Origin of the sequence: Archangium lipolyticum (assembly GCF_024623785.1) — a bacterium.
Lineage (GTDB): Bacteria > Myxococcota > Myxococcia > Myxococcales > Myxococcaceae > Archangium > Archangium lipolyticum.
This window is the reverse complement of sequence record NZ_JANKBZ010000020.1, coordinates 19,847-43,726: the sequence shown is the minus strand read 5'-3', so window position 1 is coordinate 43,726 and position 23,880 is coordinate 19,847. Positions and strand designations below refer to the sequence as shown.

Genomic DNA, 23,880 nt, shown 5'->3' with positions numbered 1-23,880 from the left:
CGGCCGCCCCGCCCGCCGGAGAACGGCACGTCGATTGCTCTCCTCATGGGAGGGAAGCCAACGGAGGAAAGACGTCATGAACGAGCGACAGATGCGCGACTGGATGAAGGAGAACCTCGGGCGGCTGAAGACGCTGCGTGATGAGATCCGCGTGGACATCCACCTGGCGGGCATGGATGCCAAGGACAAGTGGAAGGAGCTGGAGCCCGTGGTGCGCGACGCGGAGAAGCTGGCGGAAGATGTGACGGACGTCTCGCGCCGGGCCATGGAGGAGATGGTGGAGAAGTTCCGCCACTTCCGCGAGTCGGTCCGCTACCACCGGCCGGGCGGGCAGGCGTAGCACGCGCAATCCTTGCGTGACACCGCCTCCACGACCGCAGGCAATGCACCGGTACCGCGGCCCCCACTGGCCGGGCCCACCGTCCCGCTCCATGTTGGGGGCCTTATGAACGCGCAGCCCGCGGTGCTGCAATCCCTGCTGGGGCGGGCCAGACGGCAGCTCGCCTCCAGGTTGTTGGCCGAGCCCCTGGAGCACATGCGCTCCATCCCCTTCCGGGACGCGGGGCACGGCTATGACGTGTTCGGATACGAGCCCCTGCACGCGGCGCTCGCCCTGGCCGCGCTGGAGCCGGTATACCGGCACTGGTTCCGCGTCCGCTCGTACGGGGTGGAGCACGTGCCGGCCCGGGGTCCGGCCCTCCTCGCGGGCAACCACTCGGGCACCCTGCCCTTCGATGGGATGATGGTGTGGACGGACATCGTCCTGCGGCGCCGGCGGCTGCCGCGGATGGTGGCCGACCATTTCGTCTCCGGCATGCCCTTCGTGAGCACCCTGTACGCGCGCGGCGGCGTGGTGGGCGGCACGGCCGGCAACCTCCGCGTGCTGCTGGATGCCGGCGAGCTGTTGATGATCTTCCCAGAGGGCGTGCCCGGCATCTCCAAGCCCTTCCGCGAGCGCTACCAGCTGAAGGAGTTCCGCGTGGGCCACGCCGAGCTGGCCATCCGCCAGCGGACACCCGTGATACCGGTGGGCATCGTGGGCGCGGAGGAGCAGATGCCGCAGCTCGCACGCGTGCCCGTGCATGCCTTCGGTGTCCCCTACCTGCCCCTGCCGCTGACGCCCGTGCCCCTGCCGGTGCGCTACCACCTCCACTATGGCGAGCCCCTGCACCTCCACGAGGGCCTGCGCCCCGAGGACGCCGATGATCCCCAGGTGGTGCAACGCGCCGCCGAGCGGGTGCGGCGGGCCGTCCAGGCACTCGTGGACAAGGGCCTGCGGCTGAGAAAGGGAGTATTCCGATGAGCGCGCGCTCCGGCTGGCGGGCCCCCAGAGGCGTGCTGGTGCTGGGCGCGAGCACTCCCCTGGGAGGGGAGCTGTGCCGGACGCTGCTGAAGGACCGCTCCCTGGGCGCGGTGCTGGCCGTGGGCCGGGAGCCTCGTGAGCAGGTGCGCCTCCCGGAGGACGCGCGGCTGACGTACCAGCGGGTGGACATCACCCACGCGCGGCCGGTGCACGACATGCTCTTCGGCGCGGCGCGCGATCTCGGGGTGGACGTGGTGGTGCACCTGGCCCTGCACCGGGCCAACGACTTCGGGGCCCCGGTGCACGTGCAGAACGTGGAGTCCCTGCGGTGGCTGCTGTCCCTGTCGGACCGGCACCCCACCCTGCGGCGGCTGGTGTTCCGCTCCCATGCGGAGGTGTACCGCGTGGAGCGCGGCTTGCCGTCCGTCATCACCGAGGACCACCCGCTGGAGCTGTCCCCCGACGCCCCCCAGTGGGTGCGGGACCGGGTGGAGGCGGACCTGCTGGCGTGCGCGCAGATGGGCATGGCGGCCGGACTGGAGATCGCCGTGCTGCGCTGCGCCGAGCTGCTGGCCCCCGACGAGGGCTCACAGCTGCACGACTACCTCTCCGCGCCGGTGTGCCTGCGCTCGGCGGGGTTCGATCCCATGCTCAACGTGCTGACCCTGGAGGACGCCACGGAGGCCCTGAGACTGGCGGTGTACGCCGGGGGCACCCAGGGCACCTTCAACATCCCCGGCGCGGACACCCTGCCCCTGTCCGCCTGCATCCGCCTGTCGGGGCGGCTGGACGTGCCGGTCCCGGGGCCCCTGCTCGCGCCCATCTACGAGGCCCGGCGCCGGCTGAGGGGAGCCCAGTTCTCCTACCGCATCAACCGGGGCCGCTTCCACCTCGCGGCCGTGCTGGACGGGACTTCCGCCCGCCGGGAGCTGGGTTACGAGCCCCGCCACCGGGTGGACTGGCCCTCCACCCGACGCTGAACGTCGGACGGTGGGTGCAACATGCCCGTAAAGTTCACGGCGAAGGCCGCAAGATGCGCTAAGCCATGGATCCCACGCCCCCCTGGGGCCGCGGAGGCATCGCAATGACGACGGAGTCGCAGCAGAAACGTGAACCGCGCCACTTCTCGATGATTCGCACCTTCACGCCCGCGGACTTCGTCACACTGGGCAATGCCTTCTCGGGCTCGGCCTCCATCCTGGCGCAGATGCAGTACCTGGCCACCGGCGTGTCCCACTGGATGTGGCTGGCCTTCGGGCTGATGCCCCTGGCCTTCATCCTCGACGCGCTGGACGGACGCATCGCGCGCTGGCGCTTCCAGTCCTCGCCCCTGGGAGCGGACCTGGACTCGCTGTCGGACGTCATCTCCTTCGGCGTGGCACCCGCGGCGCTGGCCTTCACCATGGGGCTGCGCGGCACGCTGGACGTGATGGTGCTGCTCTACTTCGTCGGCTGTGGCGTCAGCCGCCTGGCGCGCTTCAACGTCACCGCGGCCAGCCTCTCGGACGGCACCGGCAAGGTGAAGTACTTCGAGGGCACCCCCATCCCCACCAGCCTGGCGCTGGTGATGGTGCTCGCCTACTTCTTCTGGCGGGGCCGCACCGGGGACACGCTCCCCTTCGGCGTGTGGGACATCGGGCCCTTCCAGTTCCACCCCCTGGTGCTGATGTATCTGGCCAGCGGCAGCGCGATGATCAGCAAGACGCTGCGCATCCCCAAGTTCTGAACCGCTCCCGGGCTATTTGGTGACGGGCCACCACTTGCGCCGGGTGAGCGCCTGGGAGGTGCCGATGCCCGCGGCGAGCGCGCCCACGCGCAGCGCCGTCTGCACCAGGCTGGCGGTACCAGCCGAGTAGTCCTGCTCGGCCAGCTCCATCACGGTGCGGAAGGCCAGCACTCCGGGCACGAGCGGGATGAAGCCCGGGATGACGAAGATGCTGGTGGGCATGCGCAAGGCGTACGAGATGGGCTCGGAGAGGAGCACGATGGCGAACCCGGCCAGGAACATGGCGCCCTCGGGAGGCAGGGACGGGGCGAGCAGCACGGAGCCACCCCGCACGGCATAACCCACCGCCCCCACGAGGGCACAGGGCAGCAGCGCGCGGCGGGGCACGTCGAAGAGCACCGCGAAGCCGGTGGTGGACGCGAGCCCCAGCAGGGTGGCGAGCCAGAACGGTGGCGGCTCGAGGGTGGCGAGCGCCAGATCGACGCCGGAGACGAGCAGCACCACGAACAGCCCCGCCCCGACGGTGGAGATGACGAGCGCCGCGGAGGTGGCGCGCGCCAGGCCGGACAGGGTGTCCCCCCGGAACAGGTCCGCCACGGAGCTGACCATGAGGACGCCCGGCACCAGGAGGAGCACCGAGGCGGCCAGGGAGAGGCCCGGCGAGGGGGTGCCCACCACGCGCGCCCCCACCAGCCCGAGGCCAGCGGCCAGCACCGTCACCAGGAATGTCGACGCCAGCCGGCCCATCTGCAGCCGGCCCAGCACCTCGCGCAAGGCCTGCCCCGCGGCCGCCGCCACGCCCGCCACCGCGGCATCGGCGGCCCCGCCCCCGAAGAGGAGCGCGAAGCACGCGCAGGCGGCGCCCACCGCCAGGACCGTGGGGACATCCCCGAAGCGCCGGGGCGCATGGGCGATCCGCTCCAGTTCCTCGCGCAGTTGCGCCCGGCTCAGCTCTCCGGAGCCCGCTCGCTCGGCGAGCGTGTTGACGGCGGCCACCCGGTTCAGGTCGATCCCCGTCCTCACCACCCGCACGATGCGGGTGCGGTGCTGCTCCTGGCAGAGCGCCGTGGTGACGATGCCGGTGGGAGTGGCGAACACGTCCAGCCGCTCGGCGCCCAGGGCCGTACCGAAGCGGGTGACAGCCTCCTCCACCCGGGCCATGTTGGCGCCGTTCTCCAACATGATCTGCCCGGCACGAAGCGCCACGGCGAGCACCTCGCCGAGCTCCTGACTGCTGAGGGTGCGTGTTTCCATCCGGGCCGGAAACTACATCAAGCACCTGCCCGGACGAGCACCCGATGTCACTCCTGCTCGATCTTGGGACCCTCGCCGAAGCCCTTGAAGAGGGACTGCATGGTGCTCATCAGGGAGGCACGGGCCATCTCATGGATGGCCTTCAGCTGCTGCTGACCCTCGAACATCGCCTGCATCTCGCCATTGAACTCCGAGCCGGCGGCGGAGTTGGCGGATTGGGACTGCCGGGCGGAGTTGATGGTACTGGAGACGATGTCCCGGCCGGAGACGACCGCACCACTCCTCGGCTGGGGCGTGGCGCCGCTGGCCCCCACCTGCACACGCGAAATGAAGCTGGTGCGCGGGGCCTCGCGCGTCGCGGACGGGCTCGAGGTGGGGACGCGGGGACCGGTCAGACCGTTGATGGTGGACATGAAACCTCCAGTTCCTTCCCATTATCGCCGAACCCGGCCCGGAGTTGCCTGGGGGAATTCCGCCGTCCACGGATCGGCTATGGTCCAGCCTCCCTTATAAAGGAGAGATGGCAAGAGGATGGAGCACCCCAGGAAGGTAGCGACCGCGCTCACGATCGCGGGCTCGGACAGTGGCGGTGGCGCGGGCATCCAGGCGGATCTGCGGACCTTCGCGTTCCACCGCGTCCATGGAACCAGCGCGCTGACCGCGCTGACGGCCCAGAACACCCTGGGTGTCACCCGGGTGGATGTCGTCCCCCCCGAGGCGGTGGCGGCCCAGATCGACGCGGTGGCGACGGACATCGGTGTCGATGCCGCGAAGACGGGCATGCTGTTCAACCGGGAGATCATCTCCGTGGTGGCCTCGCGCGTGCGGGCCCTGGGCATCACCCGGCTCGTCGTGGATCCGGTCATGGTGTCGCGGGCGGGCTCCCGGCTCATCGACGACGAGGCCGTGGCGGCGCTGCGCGAGCAGCTCCTGCCGCTGGCGACCCTCGTCACCCCCAACCGGCACGAGGCGCAGCTCCTGGCGGGCCTGGAGCTCCACACGCTGGCGGACATGCAGGAGGCGGCACGCCGCATCCACCGGCTGGGACCGAAGGTGGTGCTCGTCAAGGGAGGCGCGATGCCGGGCGCCCTGTGCGGCACCGATGTCTGGTTCGACGGTGAGCGGCTGGAGACGCTGCACCTCACCTCGGTGGAGACGCCCAACACGCACGGCACCGGGTGCACGCTGTCGGCCGCCATCGCCGCCAACCTGGCCCTGGGACAGGGGTTGTTCGACGCCACCCTGCACGCCAAGGAGTACGTCACCCGGGCGCTGCAACACCCGCTCGCGGTGGGCCGGGGAAATGGCCCCATCGGCCACTTCTTTCCGTTGCTCGAGGACTGAGTTTCCTCCACCCGGCTTCGGTTCGGGGTATGGGAGGACCCATGAGCACCGACGAGAGTCCTGCCCCGAGCCTCTGGGCCTCCCTGAAAGAGGCCGTCCACGGTACCGAGCAGGACTTCACCGAGGCCCCCGTGGGGCGCGCCATCCTGCTGCTGGCCATTCCCATGGTCCTCGAGATGGTGATGGAGTCCATCTTCGCCGTCGTGGACGTGTTCTTCGTGTCCCGGCTCGGGGCCGAGGCCATCGCCACCGTCGGGCTCACCGAATCCATCCTGGCGCTCCTGTACGCGCTGGCCATGGGGCTGAGCATCGGGGCCTCGGCGATGATCGCCCGGCGCACGGGGGAGAAGGATCCGGAGGCGGCCGCGCGCGTGGCCGTGCAGGCCATTGGCCTGGGCGTCCTCGTGTCGATCCCCATCGGCGTGGCCGGCGTGCTGTTCGCCAAACCCCTGCTCATGATGCTGGGCGGCTCGCCCTGGGTCGTGGAGCACGGGTTCCGCTACACGCAGCTCATGCTCGGCGGCAACGGCATCATCCTGCTGCTCTTCCTCATCAACGCCATCTTCCGCGGCGCGGGCGATGCCTCCGTGGCCATGCGCGTGCTGTGGATCTCCAACTCCATCAACATCGTCCTCTGCCCGCTGCTCGTCCTCGGCCTGGGGCCCTTCCCCGAGCTGGGCGTGGTGGGCGCGGCCACGGCGACCACCATCGGACGCGGCGTGGGCGTCTGCTACCAGCTCTACCGGCTCTTCCTGGGCAAGGGGCGGGTGGCCGTCCGCCGCGAGCACCTGCGCTTCGAGCCGGCCACCATGCTCGTCATGACGCAGCTGTCGGGCAGCGCCATCTTCCAGATGCTCCTCGGCACCGCGAGCTGGACGGTGCTGGTACGCATCGTGGCGGCGGCCGGCAGCGCCGCGGTGGCGGGCTACACCATCGGCATGCGCATCATCCTGTTCGCGCTCCTGCCCTCGTGGGGGATGAGCAACGCCGCGGCCACGTTGGTGGGGCAGAACCTGGGCGCCCGCAAGCCGGAGCGCGCCGAGCAGGCCGTCTGGCGCGCGGGCTTCTACAACATGGTGTTCCTGGGTCTGGTGGGGCTGGCGTTCATCCTCTTCGCCGAGCCGCTGATCGGCACCTTCACGCAGGAGCCCGAGGTGCGCGCCATCGCGGTGCGGTGCCTGCGCATCGTGAGCGCCGGCTTCATCTTCTATGCCTATGGCATGGTGTTGACCCAGGCCCTCAATGGGGCCGGAGACACCGCCACCCCGACGCTGATCAACCTCGTCTGCTTCTGGGCCGTGGAGCTCCCGCTGGCCTGGCTCCTGACGAACCCGCTCGGCATGGGACCCTCGGGCACGTTCACATCCATCTCCATCGCCTTCTCCCTCAGCGCCCTGCTGGGCGCCTGGGCGTTCCGCCGCGGACGGTGGAAGCTGCGGCGGGTGTAGGCCCGTCTGCCCTGGAGCCGGGCGTGCGGGCTTGGACATCTCGCCAACAGGACCGATGATGGCCCACTGCCGCCCCTCCCCCAGGGCGGGCTAGCATGGGGAAACGATGAAGAAAGCAGTCTCGGGTCGTCGGCCGGCTACCACGCGGGAGCGTCCCCCCTCTCGCCAGAAGGCGACGGAGAGGGCGCTTCAAGCCAGCAACCTCCTGCTCCAGGCTCTCACCGAAGCGCATCTGGAGTTCACCCGGGGCAGCGACGCCCACAACCTCTTCGACAAGCTGCTGCAGGTCCTGCTCGAGTTGACCCAGAGCGAGTACGGCTTCATCGGCGAGGTCCTCCGAGATCCGGACGGCGAGCCCTATTTTCGCAGTCACGCCATCACCAACATCGCCTGGACGGAGGAGCTGCGGGAGCACGTCGCCCGGCAGATTCCCCTGGGCCTGGAGTTCCGCAACGCGCACACGCTCTTCGGCGCCGTGCTCACCTCGGGGGAGATCGTGGTGGCCAACGAGCCCGCGACGGATCCCCGCCGGGGCGGCCTTCCCCCCGGCCACCCTCCCCTGGTCGCTTTCCTGGGCCTGCCCCTCAAGTTCGGCGATGAGATGGTGGGCATGCTGGGCATCGCCAACCGTCCCGACGGCTACGGCCCCGACGTCATCGAGTTCCTCCAGCCCTTCGTCGCCACCTGCTGCAGCATCATCGTGGGCTGGCGCAGCGAGCGGCAGCGGCGGAACGCCGAGGAGCTGTTGCGCCAACGGGAGGAGGAGCTGCGGCGCCACCGGTCCCAGCTCGAGGAGCTGGTGCAGAGCCGCACCGAGAAGCTGCGCTTCACCACCCAGGCGCTGGAGGAGCGGCAGGCCCAGCTCATCCAGGCCGAGCGGATGGCCTCGCTGGGACATCTCGTGGCCGGTATCGCCCATGAGATCAACAACCCGCTGGGCTACATGACGAGCAACCTGGCCACGCTCACCCAGTACCTCTCCGTCTTCACCGAGCTGCTCAACGACTACCGCGAGCTCGCGACGGCCGTGGGCCCGGGACTCCACGGCCCCGCGGCCGACCTGCTCGCGCGCATCCGGGCCCTCCAGGACGAGGAGGATCTCGACTACCTGCTGAGTGACGTGAAGGAGCTGCTCAAGGACTCGCGCGAGGGCGCCCAGCGCGTGGCGGACATGGTCCAGAGCCTGAAGGCCTATGTCCGGGACGACTCCGGGCAACCGGAGCTGGTCGACGTGAACAAGGAGCTGGCCACCACGCTGAAGGTGGTGTGGAACCAGCTCAAGTACCGGTGCGAGGTGAAGAGCGACTACGGGCAGATTCCCCCCATCCTCGGCCAGCCCGCCCAGCTCAACCAAGTGTTCACCCACCTGCTGCTCAACGCCGCCCAGGCCATCTCCCAGCGCGGCGTCATCCACGTCAGCACCCGCCACGAGGCGAACGAGGTGCTGGTGGACATCTCCGACACCGGGCACGGAATGACGCCGGAGGTGCTCTCCAAGCTCTTCACCCCCTTCTTCACCACCCGTCCTCCCGGAAAGGGCGTGGGGCTGGGCTTGTCCATCAGCGAGGGCATCGTCTCGCGCCACCACGGCCGCATCGAGGTGCGCAGCCAGCCCGGCCAGGGCAGCACCTTCACCATCCGGCTCCCCGTCGCCAGGGACTTCTACTGACGGACCGCTCCCTCCGCCCGCCCGTCCAGCGGTCCGCCCGCCGAGGCGCTGTCACAAAGCCGCTCCGCGGGCATCTAGACAGGCAGGGAAGAGCGAAGGTGACGCCGGGTGGCTGGTACTCCCCCGGCCTCCGAGCGGGATACATCCCCGCCGCACGGCGTACACGCGCCAGAAAACAAATGACGAGATGACGCAACCGAAGCTGTGTTCCTTGCGATAATGTCACAGGCCGCTTTCTTGGCTCCTGAGACCGGAGGCTCACGCCATGTGGATCGAAACCATCGTCATGCCCCGGGAAGAGCCAGCCCACTACCGCCCCGCCCCCCAGCGAGACCGCACGGCCGGACACGCCGCCGCGTGTGCCATGGGCGAGCAGTTCCGGGACTCCGTGCTGAGCTACCTCCAGTCCCAGAACCTGATGGACGCGGTGAAGTGGGTCAGCGATCCGGGCAGCATCGCCATGGTGACGCTCCACTGCACCTCCCAGGTGTTGGAGGAGCTCCAGAAGGAGCCACGCTTCGAGGCGGGGCGCTCCCTCTCCTTCACGGCATTCTGAAGGGTTCCGCCCTGAGGTGGTCTTCTGTCCCACATGCCTGAAGGGAGGGCTCCGGCCTCCGGGAGGCCCCCGGGCAGGACGGCGGAGGTTCTGTTATTCAGGGGAACCATGACGGACACGCTCAGATACGTCCCGGAAGAAGCCACGGACGCGACCCTGATCTCCTCGCGGCAGGACAACGTCCCCGCGCCCATCGTCACCCGGAATGACGCCCAGGCGGTGGCCGCCTTCGCGCGGCGCAGCACCGTCCTCCCCCGGATACAATGGAACGGGGACCGTCCCGACGTGGTGCCCTTCGAGCGTGAGCGTTTCGAGGAGGTCAGCCAGCTGGGCCAGGGCGGGATGGGCGAGGTGGTGCTGCTCAAGGACCACGACATCGAGCGGATGGTGGCCCTCAAGCGCCTGCCGGAGGGCGCCGATCTGGATCGCGTGCTGCGTTTCGTGGAGGAGATCCGCACCGTCGGGCAGTTGGATCATCCGAACATCGTCCCGGTGCACGACGTTGGCATCGACCAGCGCGGCCGGTACTTCTTCGTGATGAAGCACCTGCAGGGCGAGACGCTCGAGTCCATCATCGACAAGCTCCGCCAGGGGGATGCCGCCATGCACGCGCGCTTCACCTTTCCCATGCGGGTGCAGGTGTTCCTGGGCGTGCTCAACGCGGTGGCCTATGCGCATCGCAAGGGCATCATCCACCGGGACCTCAAGCCCGCGAACATCATGGTGGGGCCCTATGGAGAGGTCACCGTGGTGGACTGGGGCCTGGCCCGGCGCGTCCGCCAGCCGGACACCGTGGCCCGGACCGCGACCCCGGCCAGCACCCCGGCGAACCTGCGCGAGGCCATCTCCATGCAGACGCAGCTGGGCGCCGTGGTGGGGACCCCGCTCTACATGTCTCCCGAGCAGGCCCGGGGGCAGCACGACGCGGTGGACGTGCGCAGCGACACCTACAGCCTGACCGCGCTGTTCCACGAGTTCCTCTGCCTGCACCACTACCTGGAAGGGCGTGAGACGCTGGCCGAGGTGCTCGATGGCGTACAGAACGCGAGCCCCGGGATGAGCATGCTCGAGCCACACCCCCTTCAGCCCACCCTCCCCGCCGAGCTCGGCTGGTTCATCATGAAGGGGCTCGCGAAGAATCCAGCCGAGCGCTACCAGTCCGTCGACGAGATGAAGGACGTGCTGATGCGCGTCATGGACGGGCGCATCGACGTGCACTGCCAGCGGACCCTGCTCAAGAACGGGCTCCACAAGGCCCTCCGCCTGGTCGACCAGCGTCCAAACGTCTTCCTGCTCGGACTCCTGGCCGTCTCCGCCCTGATGTTCACCGGCCTGATGGACCTGATGTGGAAGCTCCTCGACTGACCAGGAGAGGCACGAAGGCGGAACGGGTGTAACTCTGGGAGATTTCAGGTAGATTTCCCCCCACTCCCCGGGCTCCGTGCCGCACAACCCAAGGTTCTGTTCCATGCCCTCCCTCCCCCAAGGCTCAGGTCCGGTCTCCCGGGAGCGTCCCGGTCTGGCCATCGCAGGCCAGAGCGCCGCCGAGGAGACGATGCGGGCCAGCCACCAACTCCTGCGGTCCATCACAGAAATCCAATCGGAGTTCATCCGAGGGAGTGACGCGCCCTCCCTGTTCGAGCGATTGCTCGCGGTGGTGCTGGAGCTGACGGGCAGCGGCTCCGGCCTCATCGGCGAGGTGATCCACGCGCCCGCCACACGCCCCTCGCTCCAGCTCCTCGCCAGCATTCCCCGGGAAGAAGGGGATGCACCCTGGCCGCTCCCCACTCCGACCGAGGAGAAGGAGCAGGACCCGCGTGAGCCGCGCGCGCTCGTACGCGCCGTCCACGTCTCCGGCAGGCCCGTGCTGGGAGAGACCTTCCTGGGCCTGCCACTCGACTGCGGCGGAGAGCAGGTGGGCCAGGTGCTCCTCGCTGGCCGCCCCGGCGGCTACGACGCCGGGCACATCGACTTCCTGCAGCCCTTCATCGAGGCCTGCGGCAGCATGCTGCTCGGCTATCGCGACGAGCGGCGGCGGGCCGGGCAGGAGCCGCGGGAGCCGCGCCACTCCCAGGACTCCTACGAGGAGCGCCTGCGGATGCTGATCGACGGCATCCATGATGGCGTGTGGGAGCTGGACCTGGTCAGTGGCCAGTTGTTCGTGAACCGGCACTGGCTGGGCATGCTGGGCTACGAGTGGAACGAGCTGCCGCACACCTTCTCCACGTGGACCCTCCTGATCCACCCCGATGACGCGGCCGAGAGCGAGCGGCTCTTCCAGGAGCACGTGGCGGGCCACAGTCCCTTCATCGAACGGGAGCAGCGCCTGCGGCGCAAGGACGGCGGGTGGGCCTGGGTGCTGAGCCGGGCCAGGGTGGTGGCGCGCGACGAGCAGGGCCGGCCGCTGCGCATGGTGGGCACCAACGTGGACATCACCGCCCGGAAGCTCGCGGAGGAGCGCCTGCGCGCCCTGGTCCGCACCCTGCCGGACATCATCTTCCGCATCAGCGCGGACGGCACCTACCTGGACTGCCAGGTCAACGACCACGAGGATCTGCTGATTCCTCCGGAGACCGTCATCGGCACCAACATCCGCCAGATGCCGATGGCGCCGCAGCTCATCGACAAGATGTTCGCGCACCTGGGGCGCGCCATCCGTGACGAGAGCCTGGAGGTCTTCGAGTACACGCTGGATATGCCCCTGGGGCCCCGGTACTTCGAGGCGAGGATGTTCCGCAGCGGGCCGGACGAGGCCGTGTCCATCGTCCGCAACATCACCGAGCGCAAGCAGGCCGAGCAGCGCGTGCGCCAGCAGGAGGAGGAGCTGCGGCGCCACCGCGACAGCCTCGAGGAGCAGGTGCGCAACCGCAGCGAGCGGCTGCGCCAGGCCACGCTCGAGCTGGAGGAGCAGCAGAGCCAGCTCATCCAGGCCGAGAAGCTGGCCTCGCTGGGGCAGATGGCGGCCGGCGTCGCGCACGAGGTCAACAACCCGGTGAGCTACGTGATGAGCAACCTGGGGACGCTCGACCAGTACGTCTCGTCGATCTCCCCGCTGCTCCAGCTCCAGGGCGAAATCGTGCACATCATGGAGTCCGGCGAACCCGCCCCGGTGGAGATGCTCGAGCGGCTGCGCGAGCTGTGGGATCGGGCCGACGCGGGCTTCATCCTCGAGGACATGCCCGAGCTCATCGAGGAGTCGCTGTCGGGCACGCGGCACATCAAGGAGATCGCCCAGAGCCTGCGCTCGTTCGCCCGTGAGGACTCGGGAGAGCCGCAGCTGGTGGACGTGAACACGGAGCTGGCCTCCACGCTGAAGATGGTGTGGAACGAGCTGAAGTACAAATGCGAGGTGAAGCGTGACTTCGGTCCGCTGCCCCCCGTGAGCTGCCACCCCACGCAGCTGGCCCAGGTGTTCACCAACCTGCTCGTCAACGCGGCCCAGGCCATGGAGACGAAGGGGGAGATCCGCATCCGCACCCGCCACGAGGGCGAGGAGGTGGTGGTGGAGATCTCCGACACGGGCAAGGGCATGACGCAGGAGACGCTCTCCAAGCTCTTCACGCCCTTCTTCACCACCAAGCCGCGCGGCCAGGGCACGGGCCTGGGGCTGTCCGTCAGCTACGGCATCATCACCCGCCACAAGGGCCGCATCGACGTGCAGAGCGAGCCCGGCAAGGGCAGCACCTTCACCGTCCGCCTGCCCGCCGCGGAGCGCTGAGGCGGGCCCGGTGCCGCCTCCAGCCGGTGGGCCGTGATGAAACCATGATGAAGAGCGGAGCCCCGCATGCGGCACGATGCGGGCCGCATCTGGATGATGGCGTTCATCCCGATGCCCGAGGTGGCCTCCACGATGAAGCCCGTTCTCTCCAGTCTCCTCTGTTGTGTCCTCCTGCTCCTGGCCGCGCCGGCCCTCGCCCAGACCGGCACCCTCCTCGGCACGGTCACCGCCGCCGACATCCGCGATCCCATCCCCTTCGTGGTGGTCACCGCGACCTCTCCCGCCCTCCAGGGTGAGCGGATCGTGGAGACCGATGCCCAGGGCCAGTACCGCATCTCCGGGCTGCCCGAGGGCGTCTACACCCTGCGGTTCGATCATCAGGACTTCAGGGGGAAGATGCGTTCGAACCTCCAGCTGCGCGAGGGCGCCACCCTCCGCGTGGACGTGGTGCTCGACGGCGCGTATGTGGAAGAGATGGTGGTGGTGGGCGCACCGGCGCCCCTCATCGACCTCGGGGCCATCGGAAGAGGCGTCAGCGGCTTCTTCGAGCGCCTCGCGAGCTCCGGCAACAAGGGAAGCCAGGGCAGCACCACGGCCAGCGCTCCCCCTGCTCCCAGCATGCCCCATCAGGCGCCTCCGCCGCCCGAGCGCACCGCGCTGCCTCCCCAGCAGCCCTTCGCGGACATGTACTTCAAGAGCTACGGGGTGAACCCCACCATCGACACCGAGGAGGAGCGCTTCTCCACCTTCTCCGTGGACGTGGACCGCGCGTCCTACGCGCTCGCGCGGAGCTACCTGGAGCGGGGGGCGCTGCCCGATGAGCAGGCGGTGCGGGTGGAGGAGTTCGTCAACAGCTTCGACTACGGCTACCAGGGCGACTCCGAGTCCCCCTTCAGCGTGCACGTGGAGGGCTTCCCCTCACCGAGCCGCAAGGGCTACCACGTGGTGCACATCGGGCTGAAGGCGCGCGAGGTGAGCCGCGAGCAGCGCAAGCCCTCCCACCTCGTCTTCGTCATCGACGTGTCCGGCTCCATGGATCTCGAGAACCGGCTCGGGTTGGTGAAGCAGGCGCTGCGGCTGCTGGTGAACGAGCTCGACGAGCGCGACCGGGTGTCCATCGCCGTCTACGGCACGACGGCGCACCCGGTGCTCGGGCCCACCCGCGCCACCGAGAAGCACAAGCTGATGGCCGCCATCGACGGCCTCCACTCCGAGGGCTCCACCAACGCCCAGGCCGGCATCGAGCTCGGGTACAGCATGGCCACGGAGCACTTCCTGGAGGGTGGCATCAACCGCGTCATCCTGTGCTCGGACGGAGTCGCCAACAACGGCATCACCGACGCGGACGGCATCTGGCAGCGCGTGCGCGGGCAGGCCGCCAAGGGCATCACCCTGACCACCGTCGGCTTCGGCATGGGCAACTACAACGACGTGCTGATGGAGCGGCTGGCCCAGGTGGGAGAGGGCCACTACGCGTACGTGGACCAGCTGGAGGAAGCGCGCCGCCTCTTCGTGAACAACCTCGCCGGCACCCTCCAGGTGGTGGCCAAGGACGTGAAGCTGCAGCTCGAGTTCGACCGCAAGGCCGTGGCCCGCTACCGGCTGGTGGGCTACGAGAACCGGATGCTCGCCAAGGAGCAGTTCGCCGATGACCGGGTGGACGCGGGAGAGGTGGGCGCGGGCCATGCAGTCACCGCCATCTACGAGGTGAAGCTGCGCGAGCCCACCCCCTCGTTCGCCACCCTGCGCATCCGCTACAAGGCGCCGGAAGGGGGCGACTCGCGGCTGGTGGAGAAGGAGCTGCCCGCCAGCCTCCTGAGGCCGGCGTATGGCCGCGCCGCGCCCCCCACGCGCCTGTCCTACGTGGCGGCCGCCTTCGCCGAGAAGCTGCGCGGCTCCTACTGGGTCCGCCCGCTCTCCTGGTCCCAGCTCGTCTCCCTCTGGGAGGAGGTGGGCGAGCCCCTGCGTGACCGTCCGGACGTGGCGGAGCTCGGGTCCCTCATCCGCAAGGCCCAGACGCTCGATCGGCGAAAGGACCGCTTCGAGCAGCTCGCGCCCGTGAGCACCATGGACTTCGACCGGGTCCCGGCCATCCAGTAGCCCCGCCCCCATGCTCCGCAGGCTGCTCCCCACCCTCTGTGCCCTCGTGCTCGGCCTCGCCGGGCTCGGGTGGGGTCTGTGGCAACTGCAGCGCATCTTCGCCACCGAGCGCGAGGATGCCCGGGCCTCGCTCCGCTCCCGGCGCGAGGCCCTCGAGCAGTACGCCCGCGTCTCCCTGAGCCAGGCGGTGAGGGAGAAGCTGGAAGCGGCACGGCCCGCGCTGGAGCTCGCCGCCGCCGACCCGCTCGCACCCGCCCAGGGCCTCTATCTGCGCGAGCGTGGGGAGCAACTCCTGCCACGGCTGGCCCTCCATGACTCGGGGCAGGACACGCCCGCGCGCGACCGGTACACACGGCTGCGCGCCGGTACCGAGGTGGCCGACGAGGAGGACGGTCCCTGGGTGGAGCGGCTCGCCCTGATGCGCGCGGTGGAAAGGGCGCTCGACCGGAGAGACGGGCGCGCCGCCACCGAGGCGCTCGTGGCCTTCCTCCACCATCGCAGCCGGTACGTGCTCACCTCCACACGGGACGTACCCGGCCACCTCGTGGTGCTGGAGACGCTGGCGGAGCGGGGCAACGTGGTCCCTCAGCTCATGCAGTCGCTGGTCCGTGAGGGGCTGGACGAGAGCCAGGGCGGACGGCTGGACGGGCTGCAACGGCTGCTCCTCCTCAAACGCTCGCGCTTCACCCGCGCCGACTTCGACTTCCTGCGCGAGCGCGTGGTGGCGCTGTCCACGCGGACGGGAACGCCGGTGATGGATTTCGAGGCACGCACCGCGGAGCTCGCCGCCGCGCCCCTGCCCCTGCCCGCGTCGCTCCCGGGGCCCTCGCTGGTGCGCTCCGGCTGGTACCTGGAGCCGCGAGGCGAGGGGCATGCCCGGGGCGTGGCGGTGGACCCTGGGGCGCTGTTGGAGTCCCTCTCCCGGGAGATGCGCGAGCGCGGGCTGCTCGGCCCCGAGGGACACGTGCGCCTGCGCGGAACAGAGGAGGTCCTGCCACTCGCGACCCTGCGTCTGGACGTGGAGACACCCGAGTGGGCGCGAGAGGAGAACGCGATGGAGCAGCGCTACCAGCTGAAGACGGGCATGGTGGTGCTGTGCGCGGGGCTCGCCCTCACCATCGCCGCGCTCGCCTTCCTGGGCCAGCAGCGCAAGTCCCGGTTCCTCGAGCTGAAGAGTGACTTCGTGGCCACCGTCTCCCACGAGCTGCGCACGCCGCTGGCCTCCATCCGGCTGCTCGCCGAGACGCTCGAGTGGCGGCTGGCGCAAGGAGTCGAGTCGCGCGACTACCCCGCGCGCATCATCCACGAGGCGGACGGGCTGGGATTCCTCGTGGAGAACCTCCTCTCCTTCAACCGCATCGACAAGGGCCGCTGGGTGCCCCACCTCTCGCTCGTGCGGCTGGAGGAGCTGGTGGCCACGCTGCGGCGAGACCTCGAAGGCTGGGCCCGGGTGCCGGTGGAGCTGACGTCCGAGGTGGGTGAGCGCGAGCTGCTCGCGGACCCGCAGCTCCTGCGGCTGCTGCTGGCCAACCTCGCGCGCAACGCCTGTGCCTACAACACGCGCAACCCCGTGCGCCTGCGCGTGGAAGCGCTCCCGGACGGACGGGTGCGCTTCTCGGACAACGGCGTGGGCATCCCCGAGGCCGAGTGGGAGCGCATCTTCGGCGAGTTCTACCGGCTGCGCGGGCAGGGGCGCGAGGTGCCCGGCAGTGGCCTCGGCCTCGCCCTGTGTCAGCGCATCATGCGCCTGCACGGAGGCACCCTGCGCGTGGCCGCCTCCAGCCCCGAGGGCACCACGTTCGAGCTCACCTTTCCGGAGCGACGCTGAATGACGTCCCCCCATCCCGCCATCCTCCTCGTGGAGGACGATCTCAACCTGCGGCTCGCGCTGCGCGACAACCTGGAGAACCAGGGTGGCTACACCGTGGAGGAGGCAACCACCGTGGCCGAGGCGCGCGCGCACCTGGGCCGGCGCACCTTCCAGCTCATCCTGCTCGACGTGATGCTGCCGGATGGGGACGGCTACACGCTGTGCAGCACCCTGCGCCGGGAGGGGCTGGAGACCCCGGTGATGATGCTCACCGCGCGCACGCTCGAGGACGACGTGGTGCGAGGCTTCGAGTCGGGCGCCCAGGACTACCTGGGCAAGCCCTACCGCCTGCGCGAGCTGCTCGCCCGGGTGGGAGCGCTGGTGCGGCGCGGCGGGGGAGTGCCCACGCAGGTGGTGCGCTTCGCGGACTACAAGCTGGACCTCGACCGGCGCAAGGTGGAGACCCCCGAAGGGAAGACGGTGGAGCTGACCCGCACCGAGTTCGACCTGCTCGCCTTCTTCGTGCGCGAGCGCGAGCGAGTCCTGCGCCGGGACGAAATCCTCGACGCGGTGTGGGGGCGTGACGTCGTCGTGGATCCGCACACGGTGGACAATTTCGTCTCGAGCCTCAAACGCAAGCTGGGCTGGAACAGCGCCTCGCGCTTCGCCCTCCAGACGGTGCGCGGCGTGGGCTACCGCCTGGAGGTGGAGGGGTGACGGGCACCCTCCTCTTCCTGCTGCTGCTCGCCGTCCTGCTCGCGGGGATGTTGTCCATCGTCTTCCACACGCTGAAGACCGGCATCTCCCCCATGCCCACCTCCGGGAAGGTGCGCCACCAGTTGCTCTCCCTGCTGCCCGAGGACCTCGAGGGCACCGTGCTCGAGCTGGGCTCGGGCTGGGGGACGCTGGCCTTCGCGCTGGCCGACCGCTGCCCTCGCGCCCGGGTGGTGGCCTTCGAGCTGTCTCCCCTGCCCTACGCCTTCTCGTGGCTGCGCCAGCGCCTCGCGCCACGCCCCAACCTCCGGCTCCTGCGCGAGGACTTCTTCCGCGCCTCCTTCTCGGAGGCCTCGGCCGTCGTCTGCTACCTCTTCCCCGGTGCGATGACGCGGCTGGCGCCCAGGCTGGCCGGGGAGCTCGCCCCGGGAACGCGCGTCCTCAGCCACACCTTCGCCCTTCGAGGGTGGAAACCGCTGCGCGCCCTCGTGGTGGACGACCTGTACCGCACCCCCATCTACCTCTACGAAGTCCCCGCCCGGGAGGACGGCTCCAACTGATGTTCCAGCCTCAACTCCACTGGAGGGTGAGCGTGCCGTCCTCTTCCAGGAGGACGTGAGTTCCGAACCGGCGGCCCTCCCGGTCCAGGACGATCCTCAGCCACCCGGTGTCGGTGGCGGAGACCCGGCACTCCTGGAAGCGGCGCACCTGCATGGGCGTCATGCGGAGGGAGAGCAGCCGGCCGCTCCCGGGCTCCAGGGTGACGAAGTACATCAGGGTCAGGTCGCCGCGAAAGCCTTCGTAGCCACGGATGCCCTCGTAGTCGTTCAGGAAGTCCCCGCAGCCATAAAGGATGGGGCGCTCCCGATAGACCTCGATGCCGCGGGGATGGTGGGAAGAGTGGCCGTGGACGACATCCACGCCCGCTTCGTCGATGAGGGCCCGGGCGAATTCCCGCTGCGCGGAGGGCACCTGGTAACCCCAGTTGCTCCCCCAGTGGATGGAAGCGATGACGAGGTCACCCGCGCGCTTGATGGCTCGCACCCGCGCACCGATTCGCCGGGCCGTGGTGGGCGACAGGTCCTCCAGCAGTTCCACCCCAGGCCGGTCCACCTTCGCCGCCCACTCCGGGGGGATGCCACTGCTCTCCGTCCCGAGCGAGAACACGAGCACCCGGCCCTTGCCCGGAACGTCCAGCACGGCGGGAGCCCGTGCCTCCTCCAGGTGGGCTCCCGCTCCCGCGGTGGCGATGCCCGCGCCGCGCAGGGTGGCCAGCGTCTCCCGTAGCCCCTCGTCCCCCCAGTCGAGCACATGGTTGTTCGCCAGCGCGCAGCACCCGATACGGGCGGCCGTGAGGCAGGCGATGTGCTCTGGATGCATCCGATAGTGGATGCCCTTGTCCGGCCACCACGCCTCGCTGGTGGTGATGCTGGTCTCGAGGTTGATCAACCGCACGTCCGGAGCACACCGCTCCAGCTCGGCGAGCGCATCACCCCAGACGTAGCCGAGGCCCACGGGCCTGGAAATGGGACCGTTCCGCTCCTCGGCCAGCTCGATGTAGTCCCGGGCATCCCGCACATAGGGCTCGTGCAGGTCGGGCGGACACGGGTGGGGAAACACCTGGTCGATGCCCCGCCCGGTCATCACGTCGCCGCAGAGGAAGATGGTGAGGGAGCTCTCCTGGGAAGGAAGATCGCTCATGTGCTCCGAGCCAGGCGTGCGCAGCATCCTCTCATGAAGGTAGACATGACATCACAACATCGGACGTCCGCCTCGTCCTCCCGGGCATGCGGGAGGGCGCGCCCCCCTCCACTCGCTCAGGGCTGGAAGTAGCCGTCCGACAAGGTCCTCAAGAAAGCGACGAGGGCGTCCTCCTCCTCGGGGGTGAGGCCGAGGTTGCCCAGCTCGGCGGTGTTGACGTTCAGCCCCACCTCGGGCGGTGGCCAGCAGTCGACGCCAGGAACGCCGGGTACCGCGGGGAACTCCGCGAGACAGCCGGGGAGCACGTCGCGCGTGTTGTAGAAGTGGACCACGCTCTCCAGGCTCTTGAAGAAGCCGTTGTGCATGTAGGCCTTGATGAAGGACGGGAAGGGCCGCTTGTCCACGTTGCGCAGGGTGGGGACCTTCTGCATCCCGAGATTCACACGCGCATACCGCCGCCACTCCGGGCGCGTCAGCAGGAAGGCCCCCAGACCGCGGTCCGTCCACGCATGGCCCAGCGGGTTGAATTCGAGCTGCTCATACCAGGGGTTGAGCGGATTTCGCGGCACACCGAGGTTGTCATAGGAGTAGTCGGTGAAGAGGGGCGGCTCGCCACCGGGACCCGGCTGGCTCGGGTGGCAGCCGGAGCACTTCGCCTTGCCCTCGAAGAGCTGGAGACCCAGTTGCTCCTTCTCCGTCAGCCGGGCGCGCCCGGCCAGGTACGCATCGTATTTGGAGGAGAAGGCATTCACCTCGGGCGAGGCCTCGTAGGCCGCGATGGCCAGGGCGATGCCGTCGTAGGCCCGCGCCACCTGAGCCGGGTGGCAGATGGCCGCCCCGTAGACGAGGCGGAAGAGCCCCGCGTAGGGCCCGTGACACACCTTGATGACGACGGCCAGCTCGCTGGGATTGTTCTGCTCCACCGGGTTGAGGAAGGGCCCCTGCGCCTGATCCGCGGCGGGATTGCCCAGCTCCTCCCCCGTGGCTCGGCCGTCCCAGAAGCTGCCTCCCACGAAGAGGCCCTCCGCCCCGCCGACCGGGTGGAGGATGGGCGCGGGAGTGGCGTAGGCGGTGGAGGTCGGCTTGCGATTGCCGAACCGCCCGGGGACGGCGCCCTCGTAGACGGCCCCGGTCTCATTGATGTGCATGTCCGGTCCCGTCCAGCCCGCCGAGGGAAGATGGCAGGCGGCACATGACTGACCGGGCGGCTCGGAGAGTCCCTTGTCGAAGAACAGCAGCTTGCCGAGCCGCTCCTTGGGCGCGAGCGCCGCCAGGGATGGATCCGCCTCCGGGAGGGGCTCGACCGGGACGGCCCCCACGTCATGGACAAACAGGCCACACAGCAGGCAGGGAAGCACCCAGATTCTTCGGAAGAACATTGGAACACCTCACGAGGAGGTGCTGATGAGTGGGCATGGCCCCCCCACCCGCCCATGGGCCCAGGGATACAGGCCCATTGTCCAGCGGACAGCGAAGACCCTCGTCCGCGATGCCCACCACCTCCCCTCGGAAGTCACGCAACCCATCCGCCCTGTCCGGTCCTCCGTTCATGTCGGACCCACCGGATACGATTCCCTTGTCGCCGCGAGGGAGATGCGGCGCGCAACGGAGGGATTCGTGGCAGACATCGCGGACGGCGCCCAGCTCGAGATGAAGGGCTCTGGTTCCAAGCCGTACATCCTGAAGAACACCGGGGGCGTGTACTCGTGCTCGTGTCCGGCCTGGCGCAACCAGTCGGTGGCCATCGAGCGGCGGACGTGCAAGCACCTGCGCAAGGTTCGAGGGGATGAAGCGGAGGACGCACGGGTGAGCGCCTCGGAGACGAGCGCTCCGGCGAAGCCCGCGGCCCGCAACGTCCGTCCCCGGGCGGGCACGAGCGAGGATGCGGACACCGCCGTGCCTCCGCTGCTGCTGGCGCACTCGTGGGAGAACGACGTCGACCTGACGGGCTGGTGGATGAGCGAGAAGCTCGATGGCGTGCGGGCCTACTGGGACGGCAAGCAGTTCCTGTCCCGCCAGGGCAACCCCTTCTTCGCGCCCGACTGGTTCACCGAGAAGCTGCCCGACTTCCCGCTCGACGGGGAGCTGTTCGGCGGGCGCAAGAAGTTCCAGCGCACGGTGAGCGTCGTGCGGCGCCAGGACCGCGGAGAGGAATGGAAGGAGCTGGCCTTCGTCATCTTCGACGCGCCGGGCCTCGACGCGCCCTTCGAGGAGCGGCTGGCGCGCTGCCAGCAATTCGTGGAGGACGTGGCGCCGCCGTACGCCGAGTGGTTGCCGCACGAGCCCTGCAAGGGCGTGACGCACCTGCGCGAGGAGCTGGCGCGGGTGGAGGGACTCGGGGGCGAGGGGCTGATGCTGCGCCAGCCGGGCTCGCGCTACGAGGCGGGCCGCTCCCACACGCTGCTGAAGGTGAAGAGCTTCAAGGACGACGAGGCGCGCGTGGTGGGGCACGTCGCGGGCGCGGGCAGGCACAAGGGCCGGCTGGGAGCGCTGGAAGTGGAGCTGCGCGACGGCACCCGCTTCTCCGTGGGCACCGGCCTCTCCGACGCGGAGCGCGAGAACCCGCCCCAGGTGGGCACCATCATCACCTTCCGCTACCAGGAGCTGTCCAACGACGGCGTGCCGCGCTTCCCCTCGTACGTGGGTGTGCGCATCGACGCGGCGCCCTTCGCGCCCGTGGCCACCCGCAAGCGCGCCTGAGCCGGATTTAACCCTTCTCCGGTTCCGGGGTTTTCAAGGGCAGGAGACGCCGGGAGGCCATCCCGGCGTCACGCCCTGAAGGAGAACCCTGTCATGCGCCTGAAGCTCGCCCTGTCCGCCGCCGTTGCCTCGCTGCTGTTCGCCGCTCCCGTGTTCGCCGAGGAGCCCGCCCCCGCCAACCCGACGGCCCCCGAAGACAAGGCGGCGCGCCGGGAGGCGAGGATGATGCGCCGGTTCGAGCGCATGGAGCATCGGATGAACCGCGCCGTCGAGCGCGGCCGCCTCTCACGCGCCCAGGCCGATCAATTCATCGCCGAGGCCCGGCAGCTCCGCGACGAGGCGCTCGCCCTGCGTCAGTCCAGCGGGGGCAAGTTGACCGAGGAGCAGCGGCAGCAGTTCCACCAGCGCAAGCAGGCCCTGCGCGAGAAGGTGCGCGCGGCCATGAAGGCCAACGCGCCCCAGCCGCGGGCCCAGTAACCCGCCTCGTCCGGACGGCCCTCCTACCGCCCCTCCTGGGCCATCTGGAGGGAGGGAGGGCCGCCGATGAAGCCGGAGAACATCAGCCGGTTGGGCGAGCACGCGCCCGGGTTGGCCACCTTGCCGGGGGTGGAGTTGTCGACGAGCGCGGCGGCCACGGCATCGGGCGTGGCGGTGGGGTTGCGCTCCAGGAAGAGCGCGGCGAGCCCGGTGACGTGCGGAGCGGCCATCGAGGTCCCGCTGAGGAGCCGGGTTTCGTTGTCATTCGAGAACCAGGCCGAGAGGATCTCATCTCCCGGAGCGAAGACATCCACGCAGCTGCCCCAGTTGGAGAAGGAGGCACGCGAGTCGGAGCTCGTGGTGGCCCCGACGGTGATGGCCTCGGCCGTCCGCGCCGGGGAGACGCTGCAGGCATTCTGGTTCTCATTGCCCGCCGCGAGGATGAAGGTGACACCCGAGGCGATGGACTTGCGGATGGCGTCATCGAGCGCGGTGTTCTTGGCGCCGCCCAGGCTCATGTTGGCCACCGCGGGGAGCTCACGGTTGCTGGTCACCCAGTCCACGCCGGCGATCACCCCGGCGGTCGTGCCGGAGCCACGGCAATTGAGCACGCGCACCCCGTGGAGGCGGACGTTCTTGGCGATGCCATACATGTTGCCGCCGACGGTGGCGGCCACGTGGGTGCCATGGCCGTTGCAGTCATTGCCCTTCTGATTGTCGCCGATGGCATCGAAGCCAACGTCGGCCCGTCCACCGAACTCGGCGTGCGAGACGCGGATGCCCGTATCGAGGATGTACGCGTGCACGCCCTTGCCGTTGGCGTTGTAGAGGTAGGTCTTGTCCAGCGGGAGCTCGCGCTGGTCGACGCGGTCGATGCCCCAGGTGGCATCGGGCTGGCTCTCGCTGATGGTCATCACCCCGTTCTCCTGGACGTACTCCACCTCGGAGTCGGCGGCCATGGCGCGGGCCTGCTCGGCGGTCATCCGGCTGGCGAAGCCGCGCAGCGCGTGCGCGTAGGTGAAGAACACGCTGCCGCCGTAGCGGGCCGAGAGGCTCTCCGCGGCCACGGAGGGCTCGAGCGTCTTCTCACCCGCGCCCGGCGTCCTGAGCACGACGATGTACTCACCCGGCACCGCCTGGGGCGAGACGACGAACTTCCCGGGGCGGGGCTCACTCCCCACGGCGCTGGCCTTGGCACAAGGGTCCGAGGGGTTGGGTTTAGAGGGGTCGGGAATGTTCTTGGCCGGACAAGCCACCAGCAAGGACAAGGACACGGCGGACACGGCCACCCACGACGCGGTGTGCAGACGCATGTTTTCCCCCTGTTGCGATGAAATTCCAGACTGCGTGTTTCAATTTA

21 protein-coding genes are annotated in these 23,880 nt (G+C 69.5%); 16 read left to right on the top strand and 5 right to left on the bottom strand.

All coding sequences use genetic code 11. From position 1 onward, the window contains the following. Positions 1–76 precede the first annotated feature (76 nt). The 4 genes from NR810_RS33335 to pssA all read left to right on the top strand — a co-directional run bounded on the left by NR810_RS33335 (position 77) and on the right by pssA (position 3,029). A complete protein-coding gene (locus NR810_RS33335) occupies positions 77–340 on the top strand; it encodes a hypothetical protein (protein WP_257458488.1) in 264 nt (87 codons plus the stop codon). Positions 341–445: 105 nt separating this feature from the next. Then, on the top strand, positions 446–1,303 hold the full coding sequence (locus NR810_RS33330; RefSeq protein WP_257458487.1) for a lysophospholipid acyltransferase family protein: 858 nt from the start codon (positions 446–448) through the stop codon (positions 1,301–1,303). Continuing rightward, positions 1,300–2,283, top strand: coding sequence for an NAD-dependent epimerase/dehydratase family protein (locus tag NR810_RS33325; protein WP_257458486.1), 984 nt, complete (start codon positions 1,300–1,302; stop codon positions 2,281–2,283). The genes NR810_RS33330 and NR810_RS33325 overlap by 4 nt, the downstream gene beginning before the upstream one ends. A gap of 104 nt (positions 2,284–2,387) precedes the next feature. Then, complete coding sequence (gene pssA / locus NR810_RS33320; protein ID WP_257458485.1) at positions 2,388–3,029, top strand: CDP-diacylglycerol--serine O-phosphatidyltransferase; 642 nt, start codon at positions 2,388–2,390, stop codon at positions 3,027–3,029. A gap of 12 nt (positions 3,030–3,041) precedes the next feature. On the opposite strand, the gene NR810_RS33315 is transcribed toward pssA, so the two are convergent. Both NR810_RS33315 and NR810_RS33310 read right to left on the bottom strand, forming a co-directional pair. Next, positions 3,042–4,283, bottom strand: a complete 1,242-nt coding sequence (locus NR810_RS33315; RefSeq protein WP_257458484.1) for a threonine/serine exporter family protein — start codon at positions 4,281–4,283, stop codon at positions 3,042–3,044. Between the two features lie 47 nt (positions 4,284–4,330). Continuing rightward, positions 4,331–4,696, bottom strand: a complete 366-nt coding sequence (locus NR810_RS33310) for a hypothetical protein (RefSeq protein ID WP_257458483.1) — start codon at positions 4,694–4,696, stop codon at positions 4,331–4,333. 118 nt (positions 4,697–4,814) lie between these two features. Between NR810_RS33310 and thiD the strand changes: the two genes are divergently transcribed. The 10 genes from thiD to NR810_RS33260 all read left to right on the top strand — a co-directional run bounded on the left by thiD (position 4,815) and on the right by NR810_RS33260 (position 18,202). Beyond that, positions 4,815–5,627 carry a bifunctional hydroxymethylpyrimidine kinase/phosphomethylpyrimidine kinase gene (gene thiD, locus NR810_RS33305; protein WP_257458482.1) on the top strand — a complete coding sequence of 271 codons (813 nt, stop codon included), beginning with the start codon at positions 4,815–4,817 and terminating at the stop codon, positions 5,625–5,627. 41 nt (positions 5,628–5,668) lie between these two features. Further along, complete coding sequence (locus tag NR810_RS33300; protein WP_257458481.1) at positions 5,669–7,075, top strand: MATE family efflux transporter; 1,407 nt, start codon at positions 5,669–5,671, stop codon at positions 7,073–7,075. A gap of 106 nt (positions 7,076–7,181) precedes the next feature. Next, on the top strand, positions 7,182–8,744 hold the full coding sequence (locus tag NR810_RS33295; protein WP_257458480.1) for an ATP-binding protein: 1,563 nt from the start codon (positions 7,182–7,184) through the stop codon (positions 8,742–8,744). A gap of 265 nt (positions 8,745–9,009) precedes the next feature. Further along, positions 9,010–9,300, top strand: a complete 291-nt coding sequence (locus NR810_RS33290; protein WP_257458479.1) for a hypothetical protein — start codon at positions 9,010–9,012, stop codon at positions 9,298–9,300. A gap of 108 nt (positions 9,301–9,408) precedes the next feature. Continuing rightward, positions 9,409–10,665, top strand: coding sequence for a serine/threonine-protein kinase (locus NR810_RS33285; RefSeq protein WP_257458478.1), 1,257 nt, complete (start codon positions 9,409–9,411; stop codon positions 10,663–10,665). Positions 10,666–10,768: 103 nt separating this feature from the next. Further along, on the top strand, positions 10,769–13,018 hold the full coding sequence (locus NR810_RS33280) for a PAS domain-containing sensor histidine kinase (protein ID WP_257458477.1): 2,250 nt from the start codon (positions 10,769–10,771) through the stop codon (positions 13,016–13,018). Between the two features lie 66 nt (positions 13,019–13,084). Continuing rightward, positions 13,085–15,118, top strand: coding sequence for a YfbK domain-containing protein (locus NR810_RS33275; RefSeq protein ID WP_306818719.1), 2,034 nt, complete (start codon positions 13,085–13,087; stop codon positions 15,116–15,118). 10 nt (positions 15,119–15,128) lie between these two features. Further along, positions 15,129–16,946: a sensor histidine kinase gene (locus NR810_RS33270; protein WP_257458476.1), complete on the top strand. Its 1,818-nt coding sequence runs from the start codon at positions 15,129–15,131 to the stop codon at positions 16,944–16,946. Continuing rightward, complete coding sequence (locus NR810_RS33265) at positions 16,947–17,645, top strand: response regulator transcription factor (protein WP_257458475.1); 699 nt, start codon at positions 16,947–16,949, stop codon at positions 17,643–17,645. After that, a complete protein-coding gene (locus NR810_RS33260) occupies positions 17,642–18,202 on the top strand; it encodes a class I SAM-dependent methyltransferase (RefSeq protein ID WP_257458474.1) in 561 nt (186 codons plus the stop codon). The genes NR810_RS33265 and NR810_RS33260 overlap by 4 nt, the downstream gene beginning before the upstream one ends. Positions 18,203–18,212: 10 nt before the next feature. Here the strand turns inward: NR810_RS33260 and NR810_RS33255 are convergent, their stop codons facing one another. Then, positions 18,213–19,343 (bottom strand): CapA family protein, encoded by a 1,131-nt coding sequence (locus tag NR810_RS33255; protein WP_257458473.1) that lies wholly within the window; start codon positions 19,341–19,343, stop codon positions 18,213–18,215. 116 nt (positions 19,344–19,459) lie between these two features. Next, a complete protein-coding gene (locus tag NR810_RS33250; RefSeq protein ID WP_257458472.1) occupies positions 19,460–20,722 on the bottom strand; it encodes a cytochrome-c peroxidase in 1,263 nt (420 codons plus the stop codon). A gap of 238 nt (positions 20,723–20,960) precedes the next feature. Here NR810_RS33250 and NR810_RS33245 point away from each other — a divergent pair, with 238 nt between their 5' ends. Together NR810_RS33245 and NR810_RS33240 are read left to right on the top strand one after the other, a co-directional pair. Continuing rightward, positions 20,961–22,043 carry a DNA ligase gene (locus NR810_RS33245; RefSeq protein ID WP_257458471.1) on the top strand — a complete coding sequence of 361 codons (1,083 nt, stop codon included), beginning with the start codon at positions 20,961–20,963 and terminating at the stop codon, positions 22,041–22,043. A gap of 93 nt (positions 22,044–22,136) precedes the next feature. Next, positions 22,137–22,520, top strand: a complete 384-nt coding sequence (locus NR810_RS33240; RefSeq protein WP_257458470.1) for a hypothetical protein — start codon at positions 22,137–22,139, stop codon at positions 22,518–22,520. Positions 22,521–22,543: 23 nt separating this feature from the next. Here the strand turns inward: NR810_RS33240 and NR810_RS33235 are convergent, their stop codons facing one another. Then, positions 22,544–23,833 (bottom strand): S8 family peptidase, encoded by a 1,290-nt coding sequence (locus NR810_RS33235; RefSeq protein ID WP_257458469.1) that lies wholly within the window; start codon positions 23,831–23,833, stop codon positions 22,544–22,546. Between the last annotated feature and the right edge of the window lie 47 nt (positions 23,834–23,880).